The 26,414-nt window shown below is 37.0% G+C and carries 17 protein-coding genes and 1 pseudogene; 15 read left to right on the top strand and 3 right to left on the bottom strand.

The genetic code is table 11. The features are described 5' to 3' along the window. Nucleotides 1-18: 18 nt before the first annotated feature. On the bottom strand, nt 19-777 hold the full coding sequence (locus tag DBR43_RS09860) for a LytR/AlgR family response regulator transcription factor (protein WP_124580216.1): 759 nt from the start codon (nt 775-777) through the stop codon (nt 19-21). Continuing rightward, on the bottom strand, nt 743-1,861 hold the full coding sequence (locus tag DBR43_RS09855) for a sensor histidine kinase (protein WP_124580214.1): 1,119 nt from the start codon (nt 1,859-1,861) through the stop codon (nt 743-745). Before DBR43_RS09855 ends, DBR43_RS09860 begins: the two co-directional genes overlap by 35 nt. 894 nt (nt 1,862-2,755) lie before the next feature. On the opposite strand from DBR43_RS09855, the gene DBR43_RS09850 reads away from it, so the two are divergent. From DBR43_RS09850 to DBR43_RS09815, 9 genes and pseudogenes are all read left to right on the top strand, one after another. Continuing rightward, the gene (locus tag DBR43_RS09850; protein ID WP_124580212.1) at nt 2,756-5,212 is read left to right on the top strand and encodes an outer membrane beta-barrel family protein; all 2,457 of its coding nucleotides are present in this window, start codon (nt 2,756-2,758) and stop codon (nt 5,210-5,212) included. Nucleotides 5,213-5,386: 174 nt separating this feature from the next. After that, nucleotides 5,387-5,695: pseudogene (locus tag DBR43_RS33520) on the top strand (carboxypeptidase-like regulatory domain-containing protein); the annotation flags it as partial. A gap of 162 nt (nt 5,696-5,857) precedes the next feature. Beyond that, nucleotides 5,858-7,912, top strand: a complete 2,055-nt coding sequence (locus tag DBR43_RS09845; RefSeq protein WP_410522651.1) for a DUF5686 family protein — start codon at nt 5,858-5,860, stop codon at nt 7,910-7,912. 11 nt (nt 7,913-7,923) lie between these two features. Then, a complete protein-coding gene (locus DBR43_RS09840) occupies nt 7,924-8,679 on the top strand; it encodes a phosphatase PAP2-related protein (protein WP_124580208.1) in 756 nt (251 codons plus the stop codon). A gap of 329 nt (nt 8,680-9,008) precedes the next feature. Beyond that, on the top strand, nt 9,009-10,223 hold the full coding sequence (locus DBR43_RS09835) for an outer membrane beta-barrel protein (protein WP_158622471.1): 1,215 nt from the start codon (nt 9,009-9,011) through the stop codon (nt 10,221-10,223). A 385-nt stretch (nt 10,224-10,608) separates the two neighbouring features. Then, nucleotides 10,609-11,259: a response regulator transcription factor gene (locus tag DBR43_RS33485; RefSeq protein ID WP_199756993.1), complete on the top strand. Its 651-nt coding sequence runs from the start codon at nt 10,609-10,611 to the stop codon at nt 11,257-11,259. Between the two features lie 29 nt (nt 11,260-11,288). Next, nucleotides 11,289-11,897 carry a Crp/Fnr family transcriptional regulator gene (locus DBR43_RS09825; RefSeq protein ID WP_124580202.1) on the top strand — a complete coding sequence of 203 codons (609 nt, stop codon included), beginning with the start codon at nt 11,289-11,291 and terminating at the stop codon, nt 11,895-11,897. Between the two features lie 938 nt (nt 11,898-12,835). Then, nucleotides 12,836-13,246 carry a hypothetical protein gene (locus DBR43_RS09820; protein WP_124580200.1) on the top strand — a complete coding sequence of 137 codons (411 nt, stop codon included), beginning with the start codon at nt 12,836-12,838 and terminating at the stop codon, nt 13,244-13,246. A 113-nt stretch (nt 13,247-13,359) separates the two neighbouring features. Continuing rightward, entirely contained in the window at nt 13,360-13,938 is a 579-nt protein-coding gene (locus DBR43_RS09815; RefSeq protein WP_124580198.1) for an RNA polymerase sigma factor, read from the top strand. A 156-nt stretch (nt 13,939-14,094) separates the two neighbouring features. Here DBR43_RS09815 and DBR43_RS09810 read toward each other — a convergent pair whose 3' ends face one another. Beyond that, on the bottom strand, nt 14,095-14,949 hold the full coding sequence (locus DBR43_RS09810) for a hypothetical protein (RefSeq protein ID WP_124580196.1): 855 nt from the start codon (nt 14,947-14,949) through the stop codon (nt 14,095-14,097). Between the two features lie 638 nt (nt 14,950-15,587). Here DBR43_RS09810 and DBR43_RS09805 point away from each other — a divergent pair. The 6 genes from DBR43_RS09805 to DBR43_RS09780 all read left to right on the top strand — a co-directional run bounded on the left by DBR43_RS09805 (nt 15,588) and on the right by DBR43_RS09780 (nt 26,414). Next, nucleotides 15,588-16,709 (top strand): FecR family protein, encoded by a 1,122-nt coding sequence (locus DBR43_RS09805; protein WP_124580195.1) that lies wholly within the window; start codon nt 15,588-15,590, stop codon nt 16,707-16,709. A 186-nt stretch (nt 16,710-16,895) separates the two neighbouring features. Next, entirely contained in the window at nt 16,896-20,429 is a 3,534-nt protein-coding gene (locus DBR43_RS09800) for a SusC/RagA family TonB-linked outer membrane protein (protein ID WP_124580193.1), read from the top strand. A gap of 10 nt (nt 20,430-20,439) precedes the next feature. Then, entirely contained in the window at nt 20,440-21,807 is a 1,368-nt protein-coding gene (locus tag DBR43_RS09795) for a RagB/SusD family nutrient uptake outer membrane protein (RefSeq protein WP_124580191.1), read from the top strand. A 21-nt stretch (nt 21,808-21,828) separates the two neighbouring features. Next, a complete protein-coding gene (locus DBR43_RS09790; RefSeq protein ID WP_124580189.1) occupies nt 21,829-22,770 on the top strand; it encodes an ABC transporter ATP-binding protein in 942 nt (313 codons plus the stop codon). Continuing rightward, nucleotides 22,767-25,070, top strand: coding sequence for a Gldg family protein (locus DBR43_RS09785; protein WP_124580187.1), 2,304 nt, complete (start codon nt 22,767-22,769; stop codon nt 25,068-25,070). The genes DBR43_RS09790 and DBR43_RS09785 overlap by 4 nt, the downstream gene beginning before the upstream one ends. 3 nt (nt 25,071-25,073) lie before the next feature. Next, complete coding sequence (locus DBR43_RS09780; RefSeq protein WP_124580185.1) at nt 25,074-26,414, top strand: MutS-related protein; 1,341 nt, start codon at nt 25,074-25,076, stop codon at nt 26,412-26,414.

The following is a 26,414-nucleotide window of genomic DNA, read 5'->3' as shown; positions in this document are numbered from 1 at the left end:
TTTTAATTCTCATTAAGTTTATCGGTCTAACCATTTTTTGAAAATTTTGGACCTGTCACGACTCATAACAATTTTTTCCTGGGTCTCCGGATTAGTGAGAATCTGGAGTTTTCCATTGAAATAGTTTACAATCTTCACAATACCACTGCTATTTAGCAAATACTGGCGGGTGACTCTGAAAAAAATATCCGGATCCAGTTGTTCTTCAAGTTCTTCCATTGTAAAGGGAACAATGTGACTTTGGTTATCAGCCATTACAGCTCTGGTGATTCGGTATTCAGTGTAGAAGTAAATCACATCTTTGATCAGTACGGTATAAAGTATATCTTTACTTGGGAGTAGGAATCTTGATCTATAATTCTTTTGTTGTTGACGTAAAATACCTGATACATCATCCATCATTTGAGCGACATATGGTGGAGCCATATTGGTCTTAAATTTTTCTAAACTTTCTTTAAGTTCCTCTATCTTGACCGGCTTTAACAGATAATCAACACTGTTTACCTTGAAGGCCCGAATGGCATATTCATCAAATGCCGAGGTGAATATGACGGAACATTTTACTTTAATCTGTGAAAAAATATCGAAAGATAGGCCATCGGTTAGACGTACGTCCATAAATGTCAGATCGGGTTGACGTTGGTATTTAAACCAATCAACGCTTTCAGCGACACTCTCTAAAATTGCCAGAATCTCAATATCTGAATCAATTTCCTTAAGCAAAGCGCTCAACCTTTTGGCATTATGTTGTTCGTCTTCTATAATTAATACTTTCATCTTCTAAACTGTTTAATGGTAATAGTGGTACTTTAACTACGAAATCAAATTCGGTTTCGATCACCACAGGAAGTTTTTGGGATAATAACTTATAACGATTGTTGATATTCTTTAGGCCGATCTTGGAGGAAAAAATAGGATGTGGGATAGGCTGTATATTATTGGCAACCACCAGGTAATCATCTTCAGGATAAATTCGGATGTACAGTGGGGTGTGGCGGGAAGCAATATTGTGTTTAACTGCGTTTTCAACAAGTAATTGAAGTGTGGTTGGAGGAATACCAGTATAAAAATACTGTTTTACATCATTCACTTGAATCTGCAGGTTTTCAGAGAATCTGATTTTAATCAGATAGATGTAGGACTCAATAAAGCTAAGCTCGTCTTTTAGCGGAATAATATTTTTATCGAGGTTGGCAAGCATATATCTGTGCACCTCCGAAAGACGTTCAAGAAATCTTTGTGCGTCTTTTTGGTTTTCAGAAATTAAGCTGGAAAGTGTGCTAAAATTGTTGAACATAAAATGCGGGTCCAATTGAAGTTTCAGCGTTTGTAATTGTGATTGTAAAGTTGCTTGTTTTAGATCTGCAGCTTCTATGATGGAATTTTTCCAGTTTTCAATCAGGTGATTCCCAGTGTGAATCGCAGAAATAATCAGTGATAAAATTACACTTATCAATAACATTTGCCGAAAAGCAACCCAATCATCTTCTACAGGTTTATTGTCAAGAGCGATTAATATATTGGTTAGAGCCATTAACAGAGTCATCATCCCCATGACGCAGATACACTGAGCAAACAATTGTATGAAAAATCTCTTTCCGGAAAATAATTCCCAAGGCAATAAGCGGTCAAGGTGATAAGATATGAACAGACTACACTCGGTAATACTCCAGCCCATAGCCATAAACCAGATGATATCCATTATCGTATCCCAAGTCAATTCCAGTTTCAGAATGTTATCGAACTCGTTTAAGGGATTAATGATCATCATAGAGAAAATCAATACAAAAGTTACTACTACAATTAGAATAAACTTGTATAGTCTGTGGTTAAGCAAAATGGGTACATTACCTGAAGTCATTAATCGTAGTTTAGTTTATGTGTCTGTTTTTCAGTCTTCTGACAAAACAAATTTAAGCTAATTCTTTTTCTTCAGTTATAGAAACTGACTGAACTGACATAATTGGTACGTGAAACTACTATTTTGACTGGCTAAGAATACAAATCCGGAAATCTGAAAATTTTCTGTCCCAGTACTGGCTATAAGTAAATATACTTGGTTCTTCTACTCCAGTTTGGTTCAGCTTTTGAAGCTGATCCTGGGAAAAAATCAATGAAATTTTGCGAGGCGGCTTATTGGAGAAACCAGACCCGGAACTTCCGGATGGGGGGAGAAAGTGCCCGGGTCGCGAATGTCATTCGGATATTTCCAGTTGCATTCTTGGTTTATTGAGATGGGACATTTATGATCTATACAATTCTTCAGTTTGTTTCAATAGAGTTATTCAAGGATAAGTCCTAGGAATAGATTCGTATGTTCGTATTCAATAAGTATTTTATCTCTGCACTAATCCTCTAGTAATCCTTTCCAGATTATGTCGTGCTGAGCGTTTCATTTGCGTATTGCTTAATCCTAGACTTCAACCATTTTATGATTTGTTTTTAATCTGAAGAAATGTGCCTAGTCAAGGATTTGCATCGCCCAAAGCTAGCCTATAAACCTAACTAACGATAAAAAAATAGCGTTAACTGTCTAAAATAGAGTCTGAAATAGCTTTTTATTTACCTGTGTTGATAAGTGTGGCACCTTGATGCAATTTTTAACCTTTTTCAGGATATGCCTAAAATTCATTTCGCGAAAGAGGAACGACGGTTGACGTATGAATTTGGAAAGTTGGGTCAGTTTGTCAATAAAAGCCAAGGTATGTTGAGATAATTTTGCCCCATTATTAATTGATTAAAAGTATTTTAATATATGCGTTATATTAGTTTTATCTTCTTTCTGCTAAGCGCAGCAAATGTCTTTGCCCAGCAGGAAATTACTGGGAAAATTACTGATGAGAATAATATGGCATTACCTGGTGCTACTGTTACTCTCAAGCAGTCAATCGACTCGACAATCACTGCCTATTCTATTTCTGATAATGGTGGGAAGTTTAGCTTCAAACAAGTGAAAAAGGGGAGTTACATATTGGAAGCAACTTATGTGACTTATGGTAACATGTTCAAACAGGTGATTATTGGCGATAAACCATTGCAGCCTGTGATTTTTAAAATGCAACCTAGCGAACACTCGCTTAAGGAAGTGAGTATACAGGCAAATAAAAAGTCAATTACAATAGCAGCAGGTAAAACGACTATGAATGTTGAGCAAAGTGATCTTGCGCAAAGTCAGTCTGCTTATGATTTACTCAAAAGCCTGCCTGGAGTTAATATTTCTAAAGATGGGGATATCCGCATCAAAGGGAAATCAGGTGTAACTGTAATGATTGATGGTGAGCCAGCCGAAATGGGAGCCAGTCAGCTTAAAAGTATTCTTAAGGCTACACCTGGTACTACATTACGCTCTATTGAGGTCATGAATAACCCTCCTTCAAGTATGGATGCGGCTGGGAGTGGTGGCGTAATCAATCTGGTTTTTAAGAGAAAGATGGACAAGGGCTTCAATGGTTCCCTTAATTCTAGCATTGGTAAAGGTCGTTATTACCGCACTAACAATTCGTTTGCCCTCAGCCATGGTTTGGAAAGTTGGGATTTAAATTTTCTTTATGCTTACGATCATGACCGTAGCTGGCAACGTGACAGCCTTTTTCGTTTAAGTACAATTGAAGGTAAGCCAATTTCCATGACTCAGATTCAAACCAATCCCCAAAAATCACAAGGACATCTGGTTAAAATTGGTGTTAATCATAGGTTTGATGAGAAAAATTCTTTAGGACTCAATTTGTCTTTTAATGATATACGAAACCCGGTTACCGGTAATACGTTAACCAGATTCAAATCTGGATCTGTTCTGGATTCTTTACTTAATCAAGAAAATAATCTCAATAGCAAACTTCGAAACTGGGAATATGGGATGAAATACAAACATAAGTTTAATGATTTAAAGAGCCTATCCGCTTCCTTGCAGTTTAACAATTTAAATTCCAGTAGTTCTGAGGATTATAGTATTTTGAAAATGATTCCTTCGGTAATGGGACTTTCTTCCATTCGCTATCGGAATATCTACCCCTCAGAGATCAAAAAAGGTGTAGCCAGAGTCGATTATTCCTCTGGAATTATTGAGAACGGTGAGAAAATAGGAACATTTGAAGCAGGGCTTAAAAGTACAATTACTAATGTCTTTAATAGTCAACGGACCGACAATCTGATTGGGAATAAATGGCAGGATGGTGGCCTATCAAATACGAATAGATTTCACTATATGGAAGCAATTCAAGCAGCTTATACCTCCCTCGATCTAACCCTCGGTAAATGGAGTGTAAGTGCTGGACTGCGTGGAGAGTACACCCGGGTAAAGGGAGATTCTACAGGTTTCAGCGGGATAAATAAAGATGTGGTGAATCAGCGTTATTTCTCTCTGTTCCCAAATGTGCGACTAGGATATAAGATGTCTGAAAACTATGACCTTTCTCTAAGCTATTTCAGGAGGATTGAACGTCCTGACTATGACCGTTTGAATCCTTCGGTTCGTTATCTTGATTTATATACCACTCAGACTGGGAACCCGAGACTTAAAGCCCAGTTTTCTGACAATATCGAATTGAGTCAAAAGTTTTTAAGCTTTGTTGATGTTACAGTGGGCTATACCAGAATAAAAGATCCGATGACTTACAGTTTCATCACCACACCAGGTATAAATTCGTACTATACCACCTTTAATGCCGGACGTCAGCAGTCTTTGCAGGCTTCCTTATCTTTCCCGATACCAGGAATTGACTGGTGGGAAAACTACCAAAGTGCTTATTTTTTTAGCTCTCAGTTTAATGCCAAATTGGAAAATAAAACATTTAAGGAAAGGGCCAACAGCTATGGATTTCTATCTTGGAACTCCTTTAAACTTCCTGAAAAGTTTAATCTGGAAGTTACTGCTTGGTATCAAAGTGGTGGTCTGCAGGGAAACTTTAGGTACAAACCACTCGCTGAGATCAATATAGGTTTAAGCAAGAAGTTTTATAATGATCAATTAAATATTGGTGTAACCGCATCAGATGTTTTTTATAATGGAATTTTTAAGGCTGCAGTACTTTCAAATAATGCGCAGATTTTTAATCTTGATTCCCGTACTGATTCGAGAATGGTAAAACTAAGTCTTACATGGAATTTCGGAAAGAAAAAATCAAAAACGGATGAAAATAAAATGGATACAAAAGATGAGGATCGTTTGCCTTCGGGTAAATCCAATCAATTATTAAAACCTAAAAAACCGTAAATAACAAATTTCCTACAACACCGAATCGAGTATCACAGGATCGCTTTTTGGTGAATCTACAAGGCTAGTCGCTCTATAATTAGTTAAGATGACAACAACCTCTGGGAGCTTTCAGGAGTTTCCAGAAGGTGTTGTCAATTTATTCTTTTTTAAAATCCGCATATCTCAATTTAAATGAAATTCTCGACCCTTATATTTTGCTTGTTCTCTTTTCTTGCTTCGGAAGCCCAAAAGACTGCCGTCAAGGGCCAGGTTTTTGATAAGGTGACAGGGCTGCCTATAGGAGCAATTACAATTGGCTTTGAAAACTCCACAATTAAGGTTTCGAGTAATGCTAAGGGAGAGTATAGTATTACTTGCAGGGAGAAAGTAAGCGTAGTTTATTTTCAGGGAATGGGATATAAAAGGTTAGCATTTACGGTGATCCCTGGTCAGGATCATAAATTGAACGTTCGTATGATACCCGAGAGTCTCAACCTGGCAGAAGTAAATGTTTCCGCTGTTAAAGTGTCTGGATATAGGAATAAGGGTAATCCGGCAGTAGAATTGATCCGAAAAGTGATTGAACATAAGGAAGCTAATAAAGCGATGCTTAATGGGCCATTGGCTTATCAGGAGTACGAAAAATTAAACATTTGCCTAAGTATGGCAACTGAAAAAGTCAAAACTTCGTCCTTGCTTAATAAATTGTCCTTTCTTAAGGAAAATTCGGATTCGGTTAGCCTGCCAGGGAAAAGTCTCACACCAATTTACATCACGGAAAAGTTAACACAGCATATCATCGAGAAATCAACTTCAAAACAGAGGTCTGGCATTCTTGCCGAGAAGCAATCACGTATCGACCAATATATAGATGAGGATGGAATTAATGAATATCTGGACAAAATTTACCAAAGGGTAGATATTTATCAGGATGATGTGGGAATGGGAAATCAGAGTTTTATGAGCCCCATCGCTCAACTGGCTCCGCAGTTTTACAGGTACTTTATTACCGATACAATTAAAGAGGTATCTCCCTGGCAAATCAAGCTTTTGGTTTCTCCAAGGAACAAGGAAGATGTGCTTTTCCAAGGATATTTATATATATCTCTTGATGGAAAATATGCTGTTGAGCAAGCTAAGCTGTCTGTTAGCCCACAGATTAATCTAAATTGGGTAAAAGATATGAAGATATCTCTTGAGTATAATAGAGATGACTCAGGACGCTATTATTTGAAAAGGAGCACCCTTGGAATGGACCTTGGGATTTTTAAGGAAGGTCTAGGTGTATATGGCGAGAAAACTTTGATGTTGACCAACTTTATTACCGGGCTGGCAGGATTGGATCAACCTTTAAAACTTCATAGATCTGAAAACGATTTGCGCAGATCAAAGGCTGAATTGTTAGATAAATTAAGACCAGAAAAATTGTCCCTCTCTGATGCAATGTCCTATCGCAACATTGACAGCCTGAAAAAATCTGAATCCTTTCAAAGGGTGATGGGAATCGCTTCTTTTTTTCTTTCCGGTTATATTGGTAAAGGGATCTTGGAAGTAGGTCCTTTTAATTCCTTCTATAGTTTTAATCCTGTGGAAGGGTCCCGTTTCCGTTTTGGCGGTAGAACGACAGACACATTTAGCAAGAGGATTTTTTTCGATAGCCATTTAGCTTATGGTACCCGTGACCGTAAATGGAAATATTCTTTAGGAACGACCCTTTCCCTTTCCCCACGCTCTATCTATCAGTTCCCGGTGAGTTCAGTTACTTTGCGGCATAGCTATGAAACACAAATTCCAGGGCAGGACCTGACCTTTTTGGAAGAAGATAGCTTCTTGCTTTCCTTTAAAAGAGGAATTAACGATAAATGGCTATACAATAGAAAGTGGTTGCTTGAATTCCTGCATGAAACTAAATCTCACTTCTCTTTTAAATTTGGATATAAAAATCAGGTGTTAAATCCAGCCGGAGGACTTCGGTTTGTTCGTGGAAGGTTCTCTGAGCAGACAGGGATTCATGACCTTGGTGTATCGGAGTTTTTTACTGAAATTAGGTGGGCACCTCATGAACAATTCTACCAGGGTAAGCGATTCAGAAGGCTGATCAGGAATGAATACCCGGTATTTACCCTACGTGGATCTGTGGGCATAAAAGGATTGTTAAATGGAGATTATAATTATCAAACTCTTACCCTGAATATATTTAAACGACTCTACTTATCCCAGTTTGGCTATTCTGACGTCATAATGGAGGCAGGTGGGGTTTTTGGGAAAGTCCCTTTTCCTTTACTCGCTATACATCGGGCAAATCAATCTTTTGCCTATCAACTCCCTTCTTATAACCTTATGAATTTTATGGAATTCATGAGTGATAGGTATGCCAGTGTAAATATTGAGCATTCATTTAACGGTTTTTTTCTTAATAAGATTCCATTAATCAAGCGACTTCAGTTAAGAGAGATTGTTGCTGTTAAAGTTCTTCAGGGAGGATTGTCTATCGGGAATGATCCAAAAAAAAATGCTGACTTATATCCTTTTCCAGTAGATAAGCAAGGGCAGGAGGTTTCCTTTAGCTTGGGACAAACTCCCTATGTCGAAGGGAGTGTCGGGCTCTCTAATATTTTTAAAATATTCAGAGTAGACCTGGTCCGAAGATTTACTTATCTGGATCATCCCCGGGTTGCAAAATGGGGAATCAGGGCCAAACTAAAAATTGACTTTTAAACAATAAAAATATGTATAAACCACAAAATTTATGGGTGAATCAATGGAAGGTACTTTCATTTCGAAGAATGATATACTTGGGAGCAGGGATAATGATAATGATTGCCATCTTGTTTCCGCTGTTACTGGCCAATATTCAGCGGCGGGAGGGCAAAGTCATTTCTGATGCAGTTTTAGGTTTGATTCCCGCACATGATGTGTCCCTATTGGTGTTCATTGTGTTGTATGGAGTGATTGGATTATTGCTGGTTCGTGTGGTAAAATGTCCCTTAACTTGTCTGACGATGATCTGGGGCTATATCTTTTTATGCCTTACAAGAGCCATTTCTATTAGCCTTGTACCGCTTGAACCACCTCATGGAATAATTGATCTGAAAGATCCTTTCTCTTTTCTCTTTTATCATGCCGAAGTAATTACCAAAGATCTTTTCTTTTCAGGACATGTATCTACTTTATTCCTGATCGCCTTATGTCTTCCCGAACAAAGAGAGAAAGCTATAGCACTTATTGCTTCTGGATTAATGTCTATTCTGCTTCTTATTCAGCATGTCCATTATACAATGGATATTCTGGTCGCGCCGATTTTCAGCTCACTTTTCTGGTTGGGGGGGAGATCAATGGCACGTATCGGATTTTTGCCTGATCAAAAAATCAAGTTAATTCAGGCCTCAGCAGCTTTTACAGAAGCAAAACCGATTCAAACTCACCCTGAATTGGAGGATAAAGAAAGGGAATTAGTAGAGCAACAAATCAAGAGCTTTCAATAGCATACACATTCCAAAATTTCCGTCTATAAGTGGAAAAATGTGAACCAGTCTGGAGTCCCTTTGATCGAAAGAATGGTGCGAAGTAAAAAACTACATTAAAGCTTGTTATTGTAGTCACCTGTTAAAGTACATTAAAATTAATCATGTTTTTTAAATATAAATGTTTTCAAAATTTCCTTAATAAAAGTGAAAAAGTTCTGTTTTTGATCTTGTTGAGTGTGCCGTCTGCAGAATCTCTGGCTCAATGCGCGGATACTGCTTATCGGCAGCCACCAATAAACACTTTTTGGACAAGTACTTTTGTTGAAAAGCCAACTATCCCGGCAGTTTTGCTGGAAGACACAGCGTTGTGCTGGCCTCACCTTAAAGATGTGAGAGAGGTCGCAAACAGCTTTATCCCTACTTTCGGGTATAAATATGATGACTACCTACAATATACTCCTGCTGCGACAATAGTAGCTTTAAATGCTTTGAACATTAAACGAAAACATTCATCGAAAAGCGCTTTTGTTTCCTATGCTTTTTCAATGAGAATCATGGGGCCATTAACCACTGAAATTAAATATACGGCCAAAACTGTGCGTCCGGATACAAACTCAAAAGACTTCTTTCCTTCTGGCCATACTGCCATGGCACTTGTGAACGCGGCAGCTTTGGATAAAGAATTTGGACAATACCGAAATCCACTTATTGACCTTGTAGGATACAACGTGGCGACCAATACACCTTTAAGCAGGGGCCTGAACAACAGATATTGGGTGACAGAGGCCGCAATAGGTTTGGTTTCCACTGAATTGGGATACCAGCTGGCAGATCAGATTTTTAAAGACCGGGGTATGAATGCACCGATAAAGAGCAAACCTGTGTCGGTATCCAACAATCCTAGTTTTGTGGAATTACATTTGGGATATACTACCCCGACCAGCAAAGACCTTAAACCAGTAAACAGTGATGAGGTGTATGCTACAGATGGATTTAATTTCGGCCTTGAAGGAGCATGGTTTATAAATAAAAATTTTGGAGTAGGGGGGGAGTATGCCTTTAGTAGCTTTCCATTGAATTCAAGAAGAGTACCACTTGATCCGGAGAGTTCCAGGAGGAGTACAGAACTCTATATTCAGGCACTTGTGATTAAGTACTTTAATATTGGTGCATATTTTAGTCTGCCACTCCCTAATAACTGGTTTATAACAGGTAAGATAAATGCAGGAGTTTCCTCGGGAAGCAAGGGGAACTTTATTTTGAGGCTCAAAGAAAAATACCAGAAGGATTATCCCGTTGTTGAACTTCCTTATATGAAATACAAACCTAAAACAGCCTCTAGTTACTCCATGGGCGTTGGGATTCAGAAGAGAATCGGACGTAATACAGCGATCAAGGCTTATGCAACCTACTTTGGTTCTACTCATGAATTTGAAATGGAGCTATTAAATTATGTGACTAAAGGTGGTCAATATACTTACCAAGCTATTAAAAATGAAGGGCGTAAGGCTGATTTTGACCATTTTGCTTTTGGAATCGGTCTTACGGCTTTTATTTGGTAGATGATTTATGATGTGAACATTTAATTGAAGTGTAGTACTGAAAGAAATGATATGGAAACAATTTGCCTTGAGTAATAAAGTTCTGCAATATTACCGCGTAAGGTAGTTGATGTGGTTTAAAATGAGATTTCATAGTCGAACCTATTGGAGTTGACTAGTGTGATATGAAAAATAAACTACTGTAGTTGTCCGGCACTCTCGTATTGTTTAGAGTGCAGTTGGATGGCGGTCATCAAGGCCTATCAGATGGTCGTTGTGATTCTATTCTTTAACAGGATCAATCAGAATCCCTGTTTTTTATGATGCTTAAAAATAATTTATATATATGTGTGTTTGTAATTCCCCAGTTCACTTGCCGGCGATGGTTTTTATTATACTGGAACTGATGATGCTTCCTTATCTAATCTGCTTTTGTTATTCCTGTCCCGATGATAAACGCCGGTTCTGGTATTTGTACTGGTGTTTATTGATGATCGGTGGTAATCTTATTGTCGGTTTTTTTGCGGATTCAGATTTAGGTACATCAAAAATCATATTGAATCTTGTTTATGGGAGTGGCTTTTTATTATCATCATACATCCCTGTAGCTCTCGCTCAGCGGCAGCATACAGTTGAAAGACGTATTCATGTGATTTATGGTTTGCTATTGCTATCGATGTTACTTTCCTTGTTTGCTTATTGGTTAGATTTTGCCAGTTGGGTTTGGGTATTTCTTGGCAATGGCGGTTTTGTACTTACAATGTTGGGGCTAATGGTTACCGAGGTGAGCAGGTCGAGATCGGACTATAAAAAAGCAGATGTTCTTTTTAGCCAGCCTGCTAGTTGTTTTCAAAAGAGTTGTCTCAGATTTCAATTGACTCGCAGGGAAATAGAAATTGCGGAACTGCTATGTCAGGGCAGGACTTATAAAGAAATCGGATCCTTATTGTTTATTTCTCCCAAGACGGTAGATGCTCATGCGCACAACATTTTTGGTAAGACTGGCGTGAAAAAGCGAATGGAGCTGGTTCGGGTACTAGGGTATGCTAGTACTTAATGATAAGGACTAAAACAAATCTTGTAGGTATGAAAAAGATAGAATGGAGTATTCAAATAGATACGCTGCTGGAGTATCTTAATCTTATGGTTCCTATATCCCCGTCTTTTAGAAGGGAAATCAGATCGATGTTAACCCAACATTCTTTTATTGGTAAACATCTTTTGGTTAATCCTGGTACATACGTGAATAGAGCTTGGTTTAATGTGGATGGTTTTGTCATTGCAAGTTTGGTAGAGGAGAATGGAACAGAGCGCGTGATCAGAATTTATCAGCCTTGGCAAATCTTTACCGATATGTTTAGTTTCTTGAAATCTAGACCATCGACACTAAAGTTCAGCGTCATTACTAAATGCACTTTGTTGGTTATTCAACGCAGTGATTATGAAACACTAAAAATATATCCTGAAACTCAGGATTTGTTTAGTAATATCATGTGGGAGGAACAGAAAATTGAGATCTTTAGAACGCGTCTGATGACCTTAACTGATCAGAGCAAAGTAATTGAATTTGCTTCGGTGTATCCGATTAACAAATTGCCCAACAAGGTTTGTGCTTCTTTCTTAAAAATGACTGAATCAAGGTTTAGTATAGCCAAAGCAAAATTTAACCGGATGAAAGACATCAATTCAAAATGAAGTAATTGTTTGTATTTGTGTGGATTAGGTTGTGTCAATTCAGGCGACGCCAGTAACAGTTAGCGTATAAATTTAGATAGTTGAGTCAGTTTGCAACTAAAGTTAGTTGCTTATTACTTTACTTTTATAACCATAATTAGTTTGTGTACTGCTTTGTTTTTATGCAGATGTAAAAAGTAAGCATGTGAATGCAAGGGGTGCTTTCATAAAGTTGCACCCTTTTCATATTTAAATTCATACATCGCTTTTATTAATAAGTTTTGCTGAAGGAAAATTTATCTGAAATGTAAAATTGAAATATTTATGCTTATATCTCTTAATACATCTATTTGTAGGAATAAAATCTCATTTGAGGATTCATTTTTTAGACATGAGTAAAATTATAAAATTGGTAGTCTATTTTACCCCGGGCGTGGTTATGGGTATAATCACGATGTTGTTTATCATTTTTTTATGCCTTCCACTGAAGGAGAGCTTAATAGGAGCAGTCTTTCAAAAACTGGTTCATTTTATTGGCGTTACTTGCATTTTATTAATTCTGACTATGATTTCTTTATTTCTCATTTGCATTGCTCTTGAACAGATAAGGAAAAAAAATAACCCCAGATATTTCAATCATCATCTGGGACAAGGCGATTATGTCGCAAAGAATATAAAAAATGAAGCAAAAAAATGAGCATATGAATAAGTTTCTAAAATTTAGTATTTTTTTTCTCTCTAGTGTCTTGGTTGTATTGGTGGGCATCTTATTTATTTATTTTTTAGCATTCCCATTGGAGCATAGTTTTATTGATACGATTATTCTTCGGTTTGTTCACTTCTGTGGAATTGGGTGCATGTTATTATTTCTAGTTTTCCTTTCCATATATCTTATACGTGTTGGTTTTGATCAATTCAGAAGTAAGGATAGAGTATCGATAGACAAAACCATATAGAAAATGAAAATTGCTTTCAATATTGCATATGCAAGTCTTCTCGATCTGGTCTGGCTAACCGGATACGATAATCAGGTTACCAAAATGACTCTTAATCGGAAAATAATAAATTCTGAAATCATCCTGGCCTCACCTAAAGAAAATTCATTAAGATTTCTAGGGCTTGGCTTTTTTTGGACCATATTCCTTTTATCAATTCTTTATTTATTTTCTCGGAATATAGCTATTGGAAAGGCTATGGTCGGATTCTGGGGAAAAGAAACGATTTCGTCAGGATTTGACAAGCTATTTATTTCTGCATTTTCAAACGAGCGGACACAACATTTCTATCCGAAGATCGGTTGTAAAGATGTAGACAGTGTGGTTTTGCCTGAGCAAACACAGGAGATTATCTTGTTTAAGGAGTTAAGATAAGTACTTGACGTGACGGTGGCCGAAATCGGAATGATGTTCGACAAATGTGAAAAAAATAGACTTTTTAATAGTCCTGTTCTTTACGGGTTGTTTTTTTGTAAATATGATTATTGATGAGTACTACTCTTGGAATTGATGATCGTCAGCTGCTGCTTCGTCTGAAGACCGGAGACGTTGACGCTTATGAACTTTTATATCACAGATATAAGGGACTTTTATATTTGCATGCTTACAAAAGACTTCAATCAAGAGAAGAGGTAAAGGATATGATTCATGAAGTATTTCTCGATTTTTGGGAGAAAAGGGAAGTTCTTGAAATCACCAATAACTTGTCTGCCTATTTATACCAATCCGTTAGATATAAAATCATTAATCACTTTAATAAAGCCAAACTTGCGCAGCAGTACCTGGACTCATTGACCACCTTTTCTGCAGCTTATTCCTCAACTACAGATTACATGATGAGAGAAAATATGCTCAAAGGCCTTATTGAAAAAGAAATTGAACGTCTTCCTGCAAAAATGAGACATGTATTTGAGCTTAGCAGAAATGAAGGACTGACCCATAAGCAAATTGCCTGTATGCTCAACCTTTCCGAGCAGAGTGTCCGTAGTCATATCAAAAATGCGTTAAGAATTCTTCGCTTAAAGCTTGGAATTTATCTTTTACTAGCTTTTTTGTTCAGATTTTAACTTCTAATAGGTAAGATAAATAAAATCAGGGGAAATTCAAGGTAATTGTGTTATGCTTTTAGCTTTGTTTGTGCGCTTCATGAGGCGAACTTAAAACAATCCATTTTGGAAAGCCTGATTTAGAAAAGAAGAAATCATGCCTTTGCCACGCTCGAGTTACCTTAGGATATTTTGAAAAACGTCATACAAGACTTTTCCAACAATACCTAAAGTTATGGACAATACGGCAGCCTGATGCGCTGCAGACCGGTCCCTTTTACACTTATATTCAATCATTGGGTATACCCATCTGAAATAATGGAATAAGACTCTCAACAGGAATAAGCTTAAGAAGAAAAAATAAGTCATTGCCAGATTATTCAGAAATGAGCTTTCCAGAGAAGCAACAAAAGGCGACTGCTGGTACTTATTGCAGATATAAAAACCTAATGGAAGTCCAACCAGCCAAACCAAAAGATCATACACACTACCTCGATGAATTTTGGGGGCCTTAGATGGCCGGTCTTTCACAAATGCATCAATTTCGTGGAATACCCCATTTACCCACATGCTATCGTCTCCCTGAACAATAAATTCTGAATCGTTTGGTGTTCGGTCGCTTGGTTGAAAGGAAAAATCAAAGACTTTAGGTTTTGAAAAATCGATGTATAATTGAAAATGATTACTCGGGTAGTAGTTGAAATTGGCTCGGTAAACAACATCACTGTTCACGTAAATGGTTTTTACGCTGTCTGGAAAAGAAACAGAACCGAATACATCTTCAATAGTTCCAAATAATTCCTCGCTTTTGAAGCCAACAACGGTGATTTTTAACATAGAACATATCTCCATATTATGTTTAAACTGTTCTAAATTTTCAACTTTTGTTTCTTCAAATCGCTTATACTCGATTTCGCTGGCAGTTTTGGCTCGCTGTTGCAAAATATCCAAAAGCTTTCTCAAGTCATCTTTATCAAGACTTAATGCCCCTATCTTCTTAGATAATTTATTCCTTACAACATCGTTTGGCATATTGAATTTCTATTCAAGCTAAATCTAATTTTCACACTTGCTAAGCTAAGTTAGCAATAAACGGTAATATTTTGTGAATGAAGATGCGGCGTCTCATCCAAAAGTATTCAAAAACCAGGCACCCAACTTTTGCCAAAATTTGATATGAGAAAAGGAAATCAAGAAGTTGGAAAAGGTTTTTCAAATGCAGACCCAACTGATTTCTAAAGTTTCTGGATTTCGTGCTCGTCTAATAGACTGACATCAGAAGATTTTATCCAGCATTGGACAGGTAAGATATAACCTGCGCCGCTAACTTCGTAGTTTCCACATTGGTGGCAATTAAAAAATCGTATCTGAGATGAGGTGCGTCAAATTTTTCCATAAACATATAAATTAGCAGATTGAAAGGAAAGTTATCTTTTGAAATACATCATAACTTACTATCATTAATGGGGTTTTTATGCGTTTTGATATGTCTATCAGTTGAGAGTGGCAGCACGATCGTTTAGATATATTCCTTTAGTGTTTGATAACCTTCGTCTTTTTTCCACCAGAGCGCATCTTAAATGGTGAGCTTAAAAAAAATAAAAAAAAAATACCCCCATTAGGGCCATCAACTTGACTATCTAGTAATTAAACAGAATTACTGGCTATTGATGAAACGTAGAGACCTTAAATCTTCCGAATTAATAACACATTATCTTCAGGGTACTTGTAGCGCCGAGGAAAAAGTGATGGTGGACCTGTGGTATGAAAGTTTGCCGGAAAAGGAGCTTGATCTTTCTGTTGAAGAGATAGAGGAGGACCTTAATAAGGTTTACCGGAAGTTATTCCGGGTATATAAGAAGCGTTTTTTTTCAATAGGATACAGAGAAGCTGCCGCAGCCTTATTGATTTTTGGATGGATCTCATTTTATTTTATCCCAAGTAATCATAATAAAGTTCTGGATGTTAATGTTTCCTCCGCTGAAGATGTTGCACCTGGAAAAAATGAGGCAACACTTGTCTTGATGGATGGACGTAAAATTCTGCTTTCAAAAGCCCTAAATGGACCTGTCGCAGAACAGCCAGGAGTTATCATATCTAAATCTAGCGATGGAAAATTAATATATCACATGCAATCTTCCCCTAGATTTACAAGAGTGGGAGTAAATACACTGTACACCGCTAGAGGTGAACAGTATCAGATGACTTTACCGGATGGTACCAAAGTATGGCTTAACGCCGCTTCCTCTCTTAAATTTTCCCCGACTTTTCTGATCTCAAATCAACGAAAAGTTGAATTGAGCGGCGAAGCCTACTTTGAGGTCACTAAAAATAAGAAGCAACCATTCATTGTAAAAACGAAATCTCAGCAAATAACGGTCCTGGGGACACGTTTTAACATATCTGATTATGAGAATGAATCGGGAGTTATTACAACATTGATTGAAGGCTCGATCATAATTGACTCAAAGTACAATACCCGACAATTAGAACCAGGGCAACAGGCTGCTTTGTCTGATGAAATTTTAGTTGTAAGCCAAGTGGATACTGAGACAGCACTTGGTTGGAAAAATGGACTATTTATCTTTCAGGATGAGCCTTTACAGAGCATTATGCGGAAACTTGAAAGGTGGTACGACCTGCAGGTGGAATATGATGGAGTAAACCTAAATGAGAAATTTGGTGGTAGCATTTCCCGCTATGACCATGTCTCCAAAGTCTTAAAAAAGCTTGAACTAGCAGGAGGAATACATTTTAAAATAGAGGGAAGGAGGGTCACCGCGATGAAATAATCCATATGATTAGTACTAAGGCTTTTAGAGTGGTTGTCATTCCGCTGCCAAAATCTCTGATGTTTTTCATTCTTAGAGCAGTTTATTGGCCATTCTGATATTAGAAGCGATTTCTAACAAACTAAATCTGGGGATCTGGAATCTTTGCAATACTAGATCTTCATATGAACCAAATCAAACCATACCATGAATTCATATTTTTTGTTTCAACTTAAAGTACCGCTTGCCCCTCACTTGCAAAGGAGAATAAAATTTACTGTCATCATAATGATAATTGGCATCTTTCAGGTCAACGCTTCAGTTCCAGTCAAGTTGATTACCATCAGGAGAAATAATATTGGTCTTAAAGAGGTTTTCACAGAGATTAGAAAACAAACTGGATACACAGTATTATACAGATCTGAAATGATTGAAGGAATAAGGCTAATTAATGTGGATCTGGTAGATGCTTCTATCGAAACGGTTTTGAAATGTTGCTTAAAGGGACAAAGCCTTGATTTTGTAATTGAAGACTACGCAATAGTGATTACAGAAAAAAAGATTTCCATTAAAGACAAAATAATCAGTTTTCTAACTGAGGTTGAATTGCATTGTAAAGTCGTTGATGAAAATGAAAAGCCACTCGAAGGAGCAACTGTAAAGGTAAAAGGGACTTTAAAAATTACGAGCACAAACAGCAAGGGTGAATTTGTACTTAACAATATCACCGATAAGGATATTATTTTGATTTCTTATTTGGCTTATAAAACCAAAGAGATTTTGGTGAAGGATCTGCGAAATATGTCTGTTTTGAAAATGGAACCTGTTAGCGCAGAGTTAAATGAAGTGAAAATAAACACAGGCTACCAAAGCTTAAGTAAGCAGAAGACGGTGGGGGCCTTTGAATATTTGGATATTAAAGCTTTGGAAAGACGAACTGGCCAGGATATCATTAGCCGTCTGGAAGGAATGACTGCTGGTTTTTCTTTTAAGGAATTACCGGGAAATGCAGTCGCATCAGATGAAAATTCAAGAAATAGAATCCTCATCAGAGGCTTAAGTACTATGACAGCAGGAACCGAGCCACTTATTGTTTTAGATAATTTCCCTTATCTGGGAGATATTAATAATATTAATCCTAATGATATAGAAAGCGTAACTATTTTAAAAGATGCGGTAGCTTCAGCGATATGGGGTGTCAAGTCTGGAAATGGTGTTATTGTGCTTACTTCAAAAAAAGGAAGATATAATCAACCGGTAGATGTGGTTTTCGATACAAAATTCCACTTCGCGGGCAAGCCCGATCTTTTTCATTTTCCGGTGATGTCCAGTAAGGACTACATCGATGTGGAAAGATTTTTATATGATAAAGGTTATTTTGATGCCCGGATTAGAGGAGAAGATAGGTCGAAAATGCCTTTAACACCGGTGTTACAATTGCTGGTAGATAACAAAAAAGGTCAACTTTCTGATGAGGCTTTAGAGTCTGGTCTCCGGGAGATAGGGAAAAATGATTTACGCAATGATTACAATCAATATATCTACCGGAATACATTAAATCAGCAATATCATGTCGGGGTAAATGGGGGAACAGAACAACAGAAGTACGGAGTTTCTGTTGGCTGGAATAAAGGAGTCGATTATAAACAATCGTTGGCTGATCACCTGACCATAAAGGCTAGCCATACCTATTCTTTTTTTGATAAAAATCTTGAAATTGATGCCGGAATTCTATATACTCAGAAAAACAATCAATCTTCTTACTTTAATTCCGGTCCAAGATCCGGGTTTACATATCTCAAACTGAAACGAGAAGATGGTACAAATTCCGTAGTCGATCAATATGACTCAAATTATGTCGAAGGTTTTCCTGCTGGTAAGTTATTGGACTGGAGTTTCTCCCCACTTGATGACTGGAAACTTAACAACTCTAAAGTCAGAGTGGTTGATCATCAGTTTAACGTTGGCTTAAGGTATCGTTTATCCAGAACTCTTGATGTTAAAATTGAGTATTCTTCTGGACAGGGTACCAAGAAGAACACAAATGAATATGATGAAAGAAGTTTTTATGTAAGAAATCTGATCAATCAATTTACTCAAATTGATCCGATTACTGAAACAATAAAAAGACCTGTCCCTTTAGGTGGAATTATATACAGTAAAAATGATGAATACGACAACAAAAATGTAAGAATATCGTCCTCTTATAACTATAATAATCAAAAACATGGATTTTCTTTCCTGGCAGGAGCAGAAATGAGTGAAACCGTTAGCCATAAAACAGGAAATAACCTCTATGGTTACAATAGTGTATCTGGGAGCAGTACCTCTGTAGATTTTGCGAATTTATATCCTGTGAAACCTATTGGAATGCTAAGGCTCTCTGATGGACAAGTGTCTATGAAGAAATTAGATAGAAATTTGTCTGCTTTTCTTTTGGTAACTTATGATTATTTGAAGAAATATGTTTTATCAACTAGTGTAAGGAATGATGGTTCTAACTTATTTGGTGTTTACACCAATAACCAATGGAATCCGATTTGGTCTATTGGTCTTTCATGGGATATCAACCAAGATTTTTTTTACCAAGTAAAATGGTTGCCTTCTTTAAAGTTACGTGCAGGGTATGGTTATAATGGAAATGTTAATAAGACCATTACAGGTCATCTGATTACATATTTGATATCTAATGATATTGATGATCTATTTAAGCGTCAATCTTATGCGACGATTAGAAACGCCCCTAACCCCTATTTGAAGTGGGAAAAAGTAGGACACTTAAATGTCGGGATAGATTTTTCGGCATTTAATTCCAGATTATCTGGTAGTCTGGAATATTATCGCAAGAGCACCTCTGATTTAATTGGTGCAATCAGGTTAGCGCCAGTCTTTGGCTGGAGTGATTTTAGTGGAAATACAGCAGGTTTGACGACAAGTGGATGTGACATAAAAATAAATTCAACTAATATTTCAGGGCAATTTAATTGGAGCAGCAATATACTATTCAGTTTTACTTCAAATCAAGTGACAAAATATGGCATTATACCTTCCGAATACAACTCAGCCTATGTAAACGGTCAACAAATAATCGGAAAGCCGTATAACCTTTTATTTAGTTATAGGTGGGCCGGTCTGGACCCTTTAACGGGAAATGCTAGAGTATTTGTGAACGGAGAGCCTAGTTCAAATCTTAATAGTATTCTAAATAACACAAATCAGGATGATTTGGTTTATCATGGTTCTTCTGTACCCACCAGCTCTTTGAGTTTATTCAACACTTTTAATTGGAGGCAATTCCACTTCTCTTTTAATATTACAGGTCAGTTTGGATATTCTTATAGAAGAAGTTCAATCAATTATTCGGGATTGCTGAACTATAGTTCATATCGACAACATGGCGACTTTTCTAAAAGATGGCAAAATCCAGGAGATGAAAAAATAACAAATGTAATCTCAATGGTGTACCCTTTCGATTCGTCCAGAGAAATTCCTTACCTGAACTCTAATATTCTGATTGAAAAAGGAGATCATATCAGGTTGAGGGATTTGAGGATTGGATATACCTTGAACAGAACCAGTCGCAGTAAGCTCCCTTTTAAGCAGCTACAATTTTTGTGTTCGATTAATAATATTGGCTTTTTATGGAGAGCGGATCGTACAAAAATTGATCCTGAAGTTCAACTCAATTCTGAGTTTCCTCAACCGACAGAGGTTGTATTCGGTGCAAAAGTAAACCTTTAATTAAATAGGCATGAGAGCAATGATTAATGTATTGGCTGTGGCAATAATGCTGTTGAGCCTGGTGTCCTGCAAGAAATACTTAGCGGGAGTTGCCCAAAAAGATTGGGTTGTACCATCTGAGATTGGCGATTTTCAAAAAATGCTTGATAATCCTAGACTAGGGATTTTTAGAAGGTTGAGTGATTACAGTTCTGATGATATAATCTTTAGCCCTTCTGTATTCTCAGGTCTAGAACCAACATATAAAGCACTTTATATATGGAGTCCGTCCATTTTTGATAGAGTGGGCTTGGATTGGAACTTAGCCTATCAAAATGTTTTTTATGCAAATAATGTTCTGGAAGGGATAGCCAATATTAAAGCTACATCAGAGAATCTATCTGAACGTAATTATCTTCTGGGGCAAGCCCTTTTTATAAGAGCGAATAATTTTTATAACTTGCAGGAAACATTTGGACAGGTTTATCACAGTGAAAATGCTTCAACCAAGCTAGGAATTCCGTTGAAGCTAAGTAGTAGTTTTAACGGAAAATATGTTAGAGCGACAGTAGAAGAAACATATGATCAAATTATCGGTGATCTAAGCAAAGCGTTGGTACTTTTGCCAGAAAAGATTGATTTGACTCACCGGTTTCGCCCATCCAAAGTAGCAGTTTTTGCTCTTCTATCCAGGATTTATTTAACTATTGGTAATTATGAAAAAGCAGAAGAATGTGCCTCTGAAGGTTTGAAGTTATACAATGAGATTCTGGATTATAATACGCTAACACTCTCTTTGGGTGATAGTAATCCGTTTAAATTCCCTGTGAATGAAGTTTTTTATTTTTCCTTAGATGGTTCTGGTAATCCTGTTCAGGATTCTGATTTAGGAGTGGATCCGGATTTATATAATACTTATGAGGAGACTGATTTAAGAAAGAAATTCTTTTTTAAAGTCAACAAATTAGGTGATCCTTATTTTTTTGGTAATTATTCCGGTCTGATAGCTCGAAACTTTAATGGTTTTGCAACAGACGAGTTGATGCTAATTCAAAGTGAATGCTTAGCCAGGACAGGACAGCTTCAGCGTGCGATGTCCGTATTGAATCATCTTTTAGTGAAACGTTTTAAAGCTGGCACCTTTGTTCCCAGGACTTCAGAGCATAAGGATCAAGCTTTATTAATGATTTTAAGCGAAAGGAGGAAGGAACTGGTCTTAAGGGGAGGTATAAGATGGACAGACCTGCGTAGACTAAATAAGGGCCCTTTAACTCAGAAGACTTTAAAAAGAATATTGGGCGATAATGTGTACGAATTAAAACCCAACGATCCAAAATATGTATTCCCCATTCCAAAAGAAGAGATTGAGTTGAGCGGTATAGTCCAAAATCCTCGTTAATTAAAAAAACATACGTTTATTATGAAAAGAAATATTGTAAAGATTGAAAACCTTTCCCATAGATATCACTCTTCTTGGGCAATTAGAGACATTAATTTTGAAATCGATCATACTGGCATTGTTGGCTTATTGGGCTCTAACGGAGCCGGGAAATCAACCACGATGAACATTCTTTGTGGAGTGCTGAATCAAACAGAGGGCAATGTTTATATAGACGGTATTGATTTACATAAGGATCCTTTGTTAGCAAAACGGCAAATCGGTTTTTTACCACAAACGGCACCATTGCATCAGGATCTCAGTGTTGACGAATATTTGAATCATTGTGCCTTCTTAAGATTAATGGACAAAGATAAGATCAAAAGAGCTATAGAAGAAGTAAAGGAAAAGTGTGCTATTGCTCATTTTGGTAAAAGGTTGATTCGGAATCTTTCTGGTGGTTATCGCCAACGGGTTGGGATTGCCCAGGCAATTATTCATTACCCGAAACTTGTAGTCCTTGATGAACCAACAAATGGATTGGACCCCAACCAGATTATGGAGATCAGAACACTGATTCGCGAAATAGCGAGGGATCGTACTGTTATTTTTTCAACGCACATTTTGTCTGAAGTACAGGCTTTGTGCAAAGAAATCAAGATGATAGAAGAAGGGCAACTGGTTTTTTCAGATAGCATAGATGCTTTTAATAATTATGTTGCTCCCCATTGTATATTAATGATGATGGATAATCCTCCAAAGGAAGAAGATCTAATAAGTATTAAAGGAATTACCAAGATTGAGATGCTTACTGAAAAGCGCTTTAGGTTGTCCTTTGATGGGGATGAAGGAATTACCGAGGAAATTATCAAGATTAGTGTGGAGAAGGATTGGAAACTTCGGGAGATCAGTGTAGAAAAGAATTCTATAGATGAAATATTTGCTCAATTGTCTAAAAAGACTCAAAATAAAAACAGCTTATGAGAACTACTTTAAGAATTGCAATAACAGAGGTTAGACTATTGTTTTATTCACCAATTGCCTGGTTTATGTTGATTGCATTTTTGATTCAAACGGCAATACCTTATGTCTCTAAAATGGAAAGCTATGATAGAGCCCAAGAATTGAAGGCCCCAATGATGTCAATCACAATGTCGCTATTTTCTATCCCTATTTATGGGCTTTTCCAACAAGTAGCTGAAAATTTATATTTATACCTTCCCCTGCTCACTATGGGCTTGATTAGTAGAGAGATCAGTAGCAATTCAATCAAATTGTTGTATTCTTCACCTGTGAAAATCAGCGAAATTATTTTTGGTAAGTTTTTTGCAATAATATGCTTTAACTTTTTGTTGGTAGCAGGGCTGGGTTTATTTGTCTTTGCCGCTTATTTTACTATTGAATACGTAGACGTTTTATTGTTGCTTTCCGGGTTGTTCGGGATTTTTCTCCTGCTCGGTGCTTATGCATCTATTGGATTATTTATGTCGTGCTTGACTTCTTACCAAGTTGTTGCTGCCATAGGTACTTTCGTAGTCTTTGCCTTTTTAAACTATATCGGATATCTATGGCAGGATATAGATTTTGTCAGAGACCTCACTTATTTTTTGTCTATTTCCGGACGATCAACAATGATTATTTTTGGCCTGATTTCTACAAAGGATGTAATTTACTTTTTGGTGATCATGGCAGTTTTTCTTTCCGCAAGCATCATAAAGCTTCAGGATGAAAGAAATTCAAAACCGATTATTTTAAAGCTTAGCAGATATTTCTTTGTTCTTTTCCTGGCTTTATTCATCGGCTATTTTACATCCAGGCCAGCTTTTGTCGGATATTTTGATACGACACGGAATAGCTCCCTGACTATTTCGAAAGATGTTCAAAAAATACTGAAAGAGCTTCCTGGTCCGTTGGAAATTACTATGTATGTCAATCTACTCGATGAGACTTATATGCAAGGTCAGTCAAAATTTAGAAACTCTGACATGGACCGGTGGGAAAGATATACCAGGTTTAAGCCTGATCTGGAATTTAAATATGTTTATTATTACGATGAGCCAGCAGGGAAATCCAGTTATCTGTATAAGTCAAACCCTGGAAAGACATTAAAACAAATGGCAGAAACCAAAGCCAAAGCTTATAAGTTGGACCTGAGTTACTTTAAAACACCAGAAGAAATAAGGACCCTTATCGATCTAAAACCAGAACGGAACAGACTGGTAATGCAATTGAAATATAAGAGGAAAAGCACCTTTTTAAGAACATTTGACGACAATATGTTTTGGCCAGGCTCATCTGAAATTGCTGCTGCATTTAAGGTGTTGACAGATAGTGGCCTTTCAAAAATCGCCTTTTTAGATGGAGAGTATGAACGGGGGATAGACAAGCTTGGTGATAGAGGATACAATAGGTTCACCATTGATAAGGAATTTCGCTTTGCGATGATTAATCAAGGATTTGATGTAGAGCAACTCAATTTACAGGTCAAAGATATTCCTTCCGATATCATAGCACTTGTTATTGCAGACCCAAGAAAAGAATTTACCCCTGAAGTGGAAAGTAAGATTCGGAATTATATAAAAGAAGGTGGAAATCTTTTGGTTACTGCTGAACCAGGGAAACAGGTGATATTGAGCCCGATTTTGAAAGATGTTGGAATTCAGATAAAAGAGGGGACGCTTGTACAACCTACTAAGGAATACACAATAGATTTTGTTTTACCCTATCTGACACCGGCTTCTGGTAAGTGGGGTAGAGACTTTGTAAAAAGTTATAAAGATAGTGTACCTGTATCAACATCTGGTGTGGCTGCACTAGATTATTCTAAAGATGGCAATTTTAAGGTTGAATCATTATTAATGAGTGATGCTAACAAAAGCTGGAATAAAAAAGGAAGATTGGTGTTGGATTCCACGGAGGTTTTCTACAATTCGGTAGAAGGTGATGAAAAAGGGTCATTCCCTGTTGCACTATCACTTACCAGAAAAATCAAAGAAAAAGAACAGCGTATTGCTGTGATCGGAGATGCGGATCTGATGGCCAATGGAGTGTTGCTGAAAGATACTAAGGTAAAGACAGGAAATTTTAAATTCAATATAGCTTTATTCAGTTGGTTTAATTACGGGCGATTTCCGGTCGATGTTAGCACAACAGCATCGATGGATAATCACGTTCTCACAAATGATTTTTATATCAGTATCCTAAAAATTATTTTTCTTGTTTTTTTTCCTGGTTTATTATTGATTTCAGGGTCAGTTTTACTGATCAGACGTAAAAGAAAATAGCAAATGAGCTTTACAACTGATAAACAGACGCTCAATGATCTGAATATATTTGGGCAGCATGGGAGAAATTCAATTTACACATTATTTAATCAAACCCATACCAGAGGTGGAGCCGATTTACTAGAAGAAATGTTCCGGTATCCGTTGTCTAATGTCCAAGGCATTAATACCAGAAGTAGCATCATTCAATATTTCCAGTCTGTAGCGGCAGTTTTTCCCTTTTCAGGAAGTGTGTTTGAAGCAGCAGAACATTACCTTAGTCATACTGATCAAAGAAGTCGACTTTCTCTTCAGAACAATAATTTGGGTTCAAAATTTAATAACCTTATTTCTATAAATAACGATTATAAGGTTATTTATACAGGTATTGTCGCTCTGATTGAGATGTTTAATATACTTCGTCATTTTCTGAAGGAAATACCAGAAAATGAAATGAATCCATACTATAAGGAGCGAATCGAAATTCAAAAGCTGCTGGAGGATCAGGAGTTTGCTGTGCTTTTTAGGTTGGAATGGAAAAATAAGATTCAATATTCGATGATGGTGAAATTGGATGGCTTATTGAGGTACAGTCAGATAAGTAAGGTTAAAAGTATTTTAAAACATATTTATCAGCTGGATGTCTATATTTCAGTAGCCAATATAGCTTTAAAGCGCGGGTTTGTCTTTGCAAAGGCTCTGCAAGCCGAATATAGTTGCATTATTTTGGAAGGAGTCTTTCACCCTGAACTTAACAATGCTGTTCCAAACAACCTGATAATTGCGCCAGAAGGTAACGTGATTTTTCTTACAGGAGCGAACATGGCTGGTAAATCAACTTTCATGAAATCGCTGGGTATTGCACTTTTTCTTGCTCATATGGGATTCCCTGTGCCTGCCAGGAGAATGGAATTTTCTGTGCTTAATGGGATTTATACAACTATCAACCTTCCCGATAGTCTGAGTATGGGAGCCAGCCACTTTTACGTTGAGGTGCTGCGGTTAAAAAAAATTGCTTTGGAACTTAATAAGAACAAGAGCTTGCTGGTAATTTTTGATGAGCTCTTTAGAGGAACTAATGTGAAAGATGCTTATGACGCAACCATTGCTATTACTGGAGCATTTGCACAAAAGAGAAACTCAATGTTTGTCGTATCCACCCACATTGTTGAAGCAGCTGAAGTTCTGAAAGAGCAATTTGATAACATAGATTTCCAGTATTTGCCAACTAGGATGAATCAAAATATTCCGGAATATACTTACACGCTGGAATTTGGGATTACAGCAGATAGGCATGGAATGATTATCCTGCAAAACGAAGGTGTTATCGATATTTTAAAAAAGAAACAAACGAAAGGTTCCTAG

The organism is Pedobacter sp. KBW06 (assembly GCF_003852525.1).
Taxonomy (GTDB): Bacteria; Bacteroidota; Bacteroidia; order Sphingobacteriales; family Sphingobacteriaceae; genus Pedobacter.
This window is presented reverse-complemented; position numbering and strand designations above follow the sequence as displayed.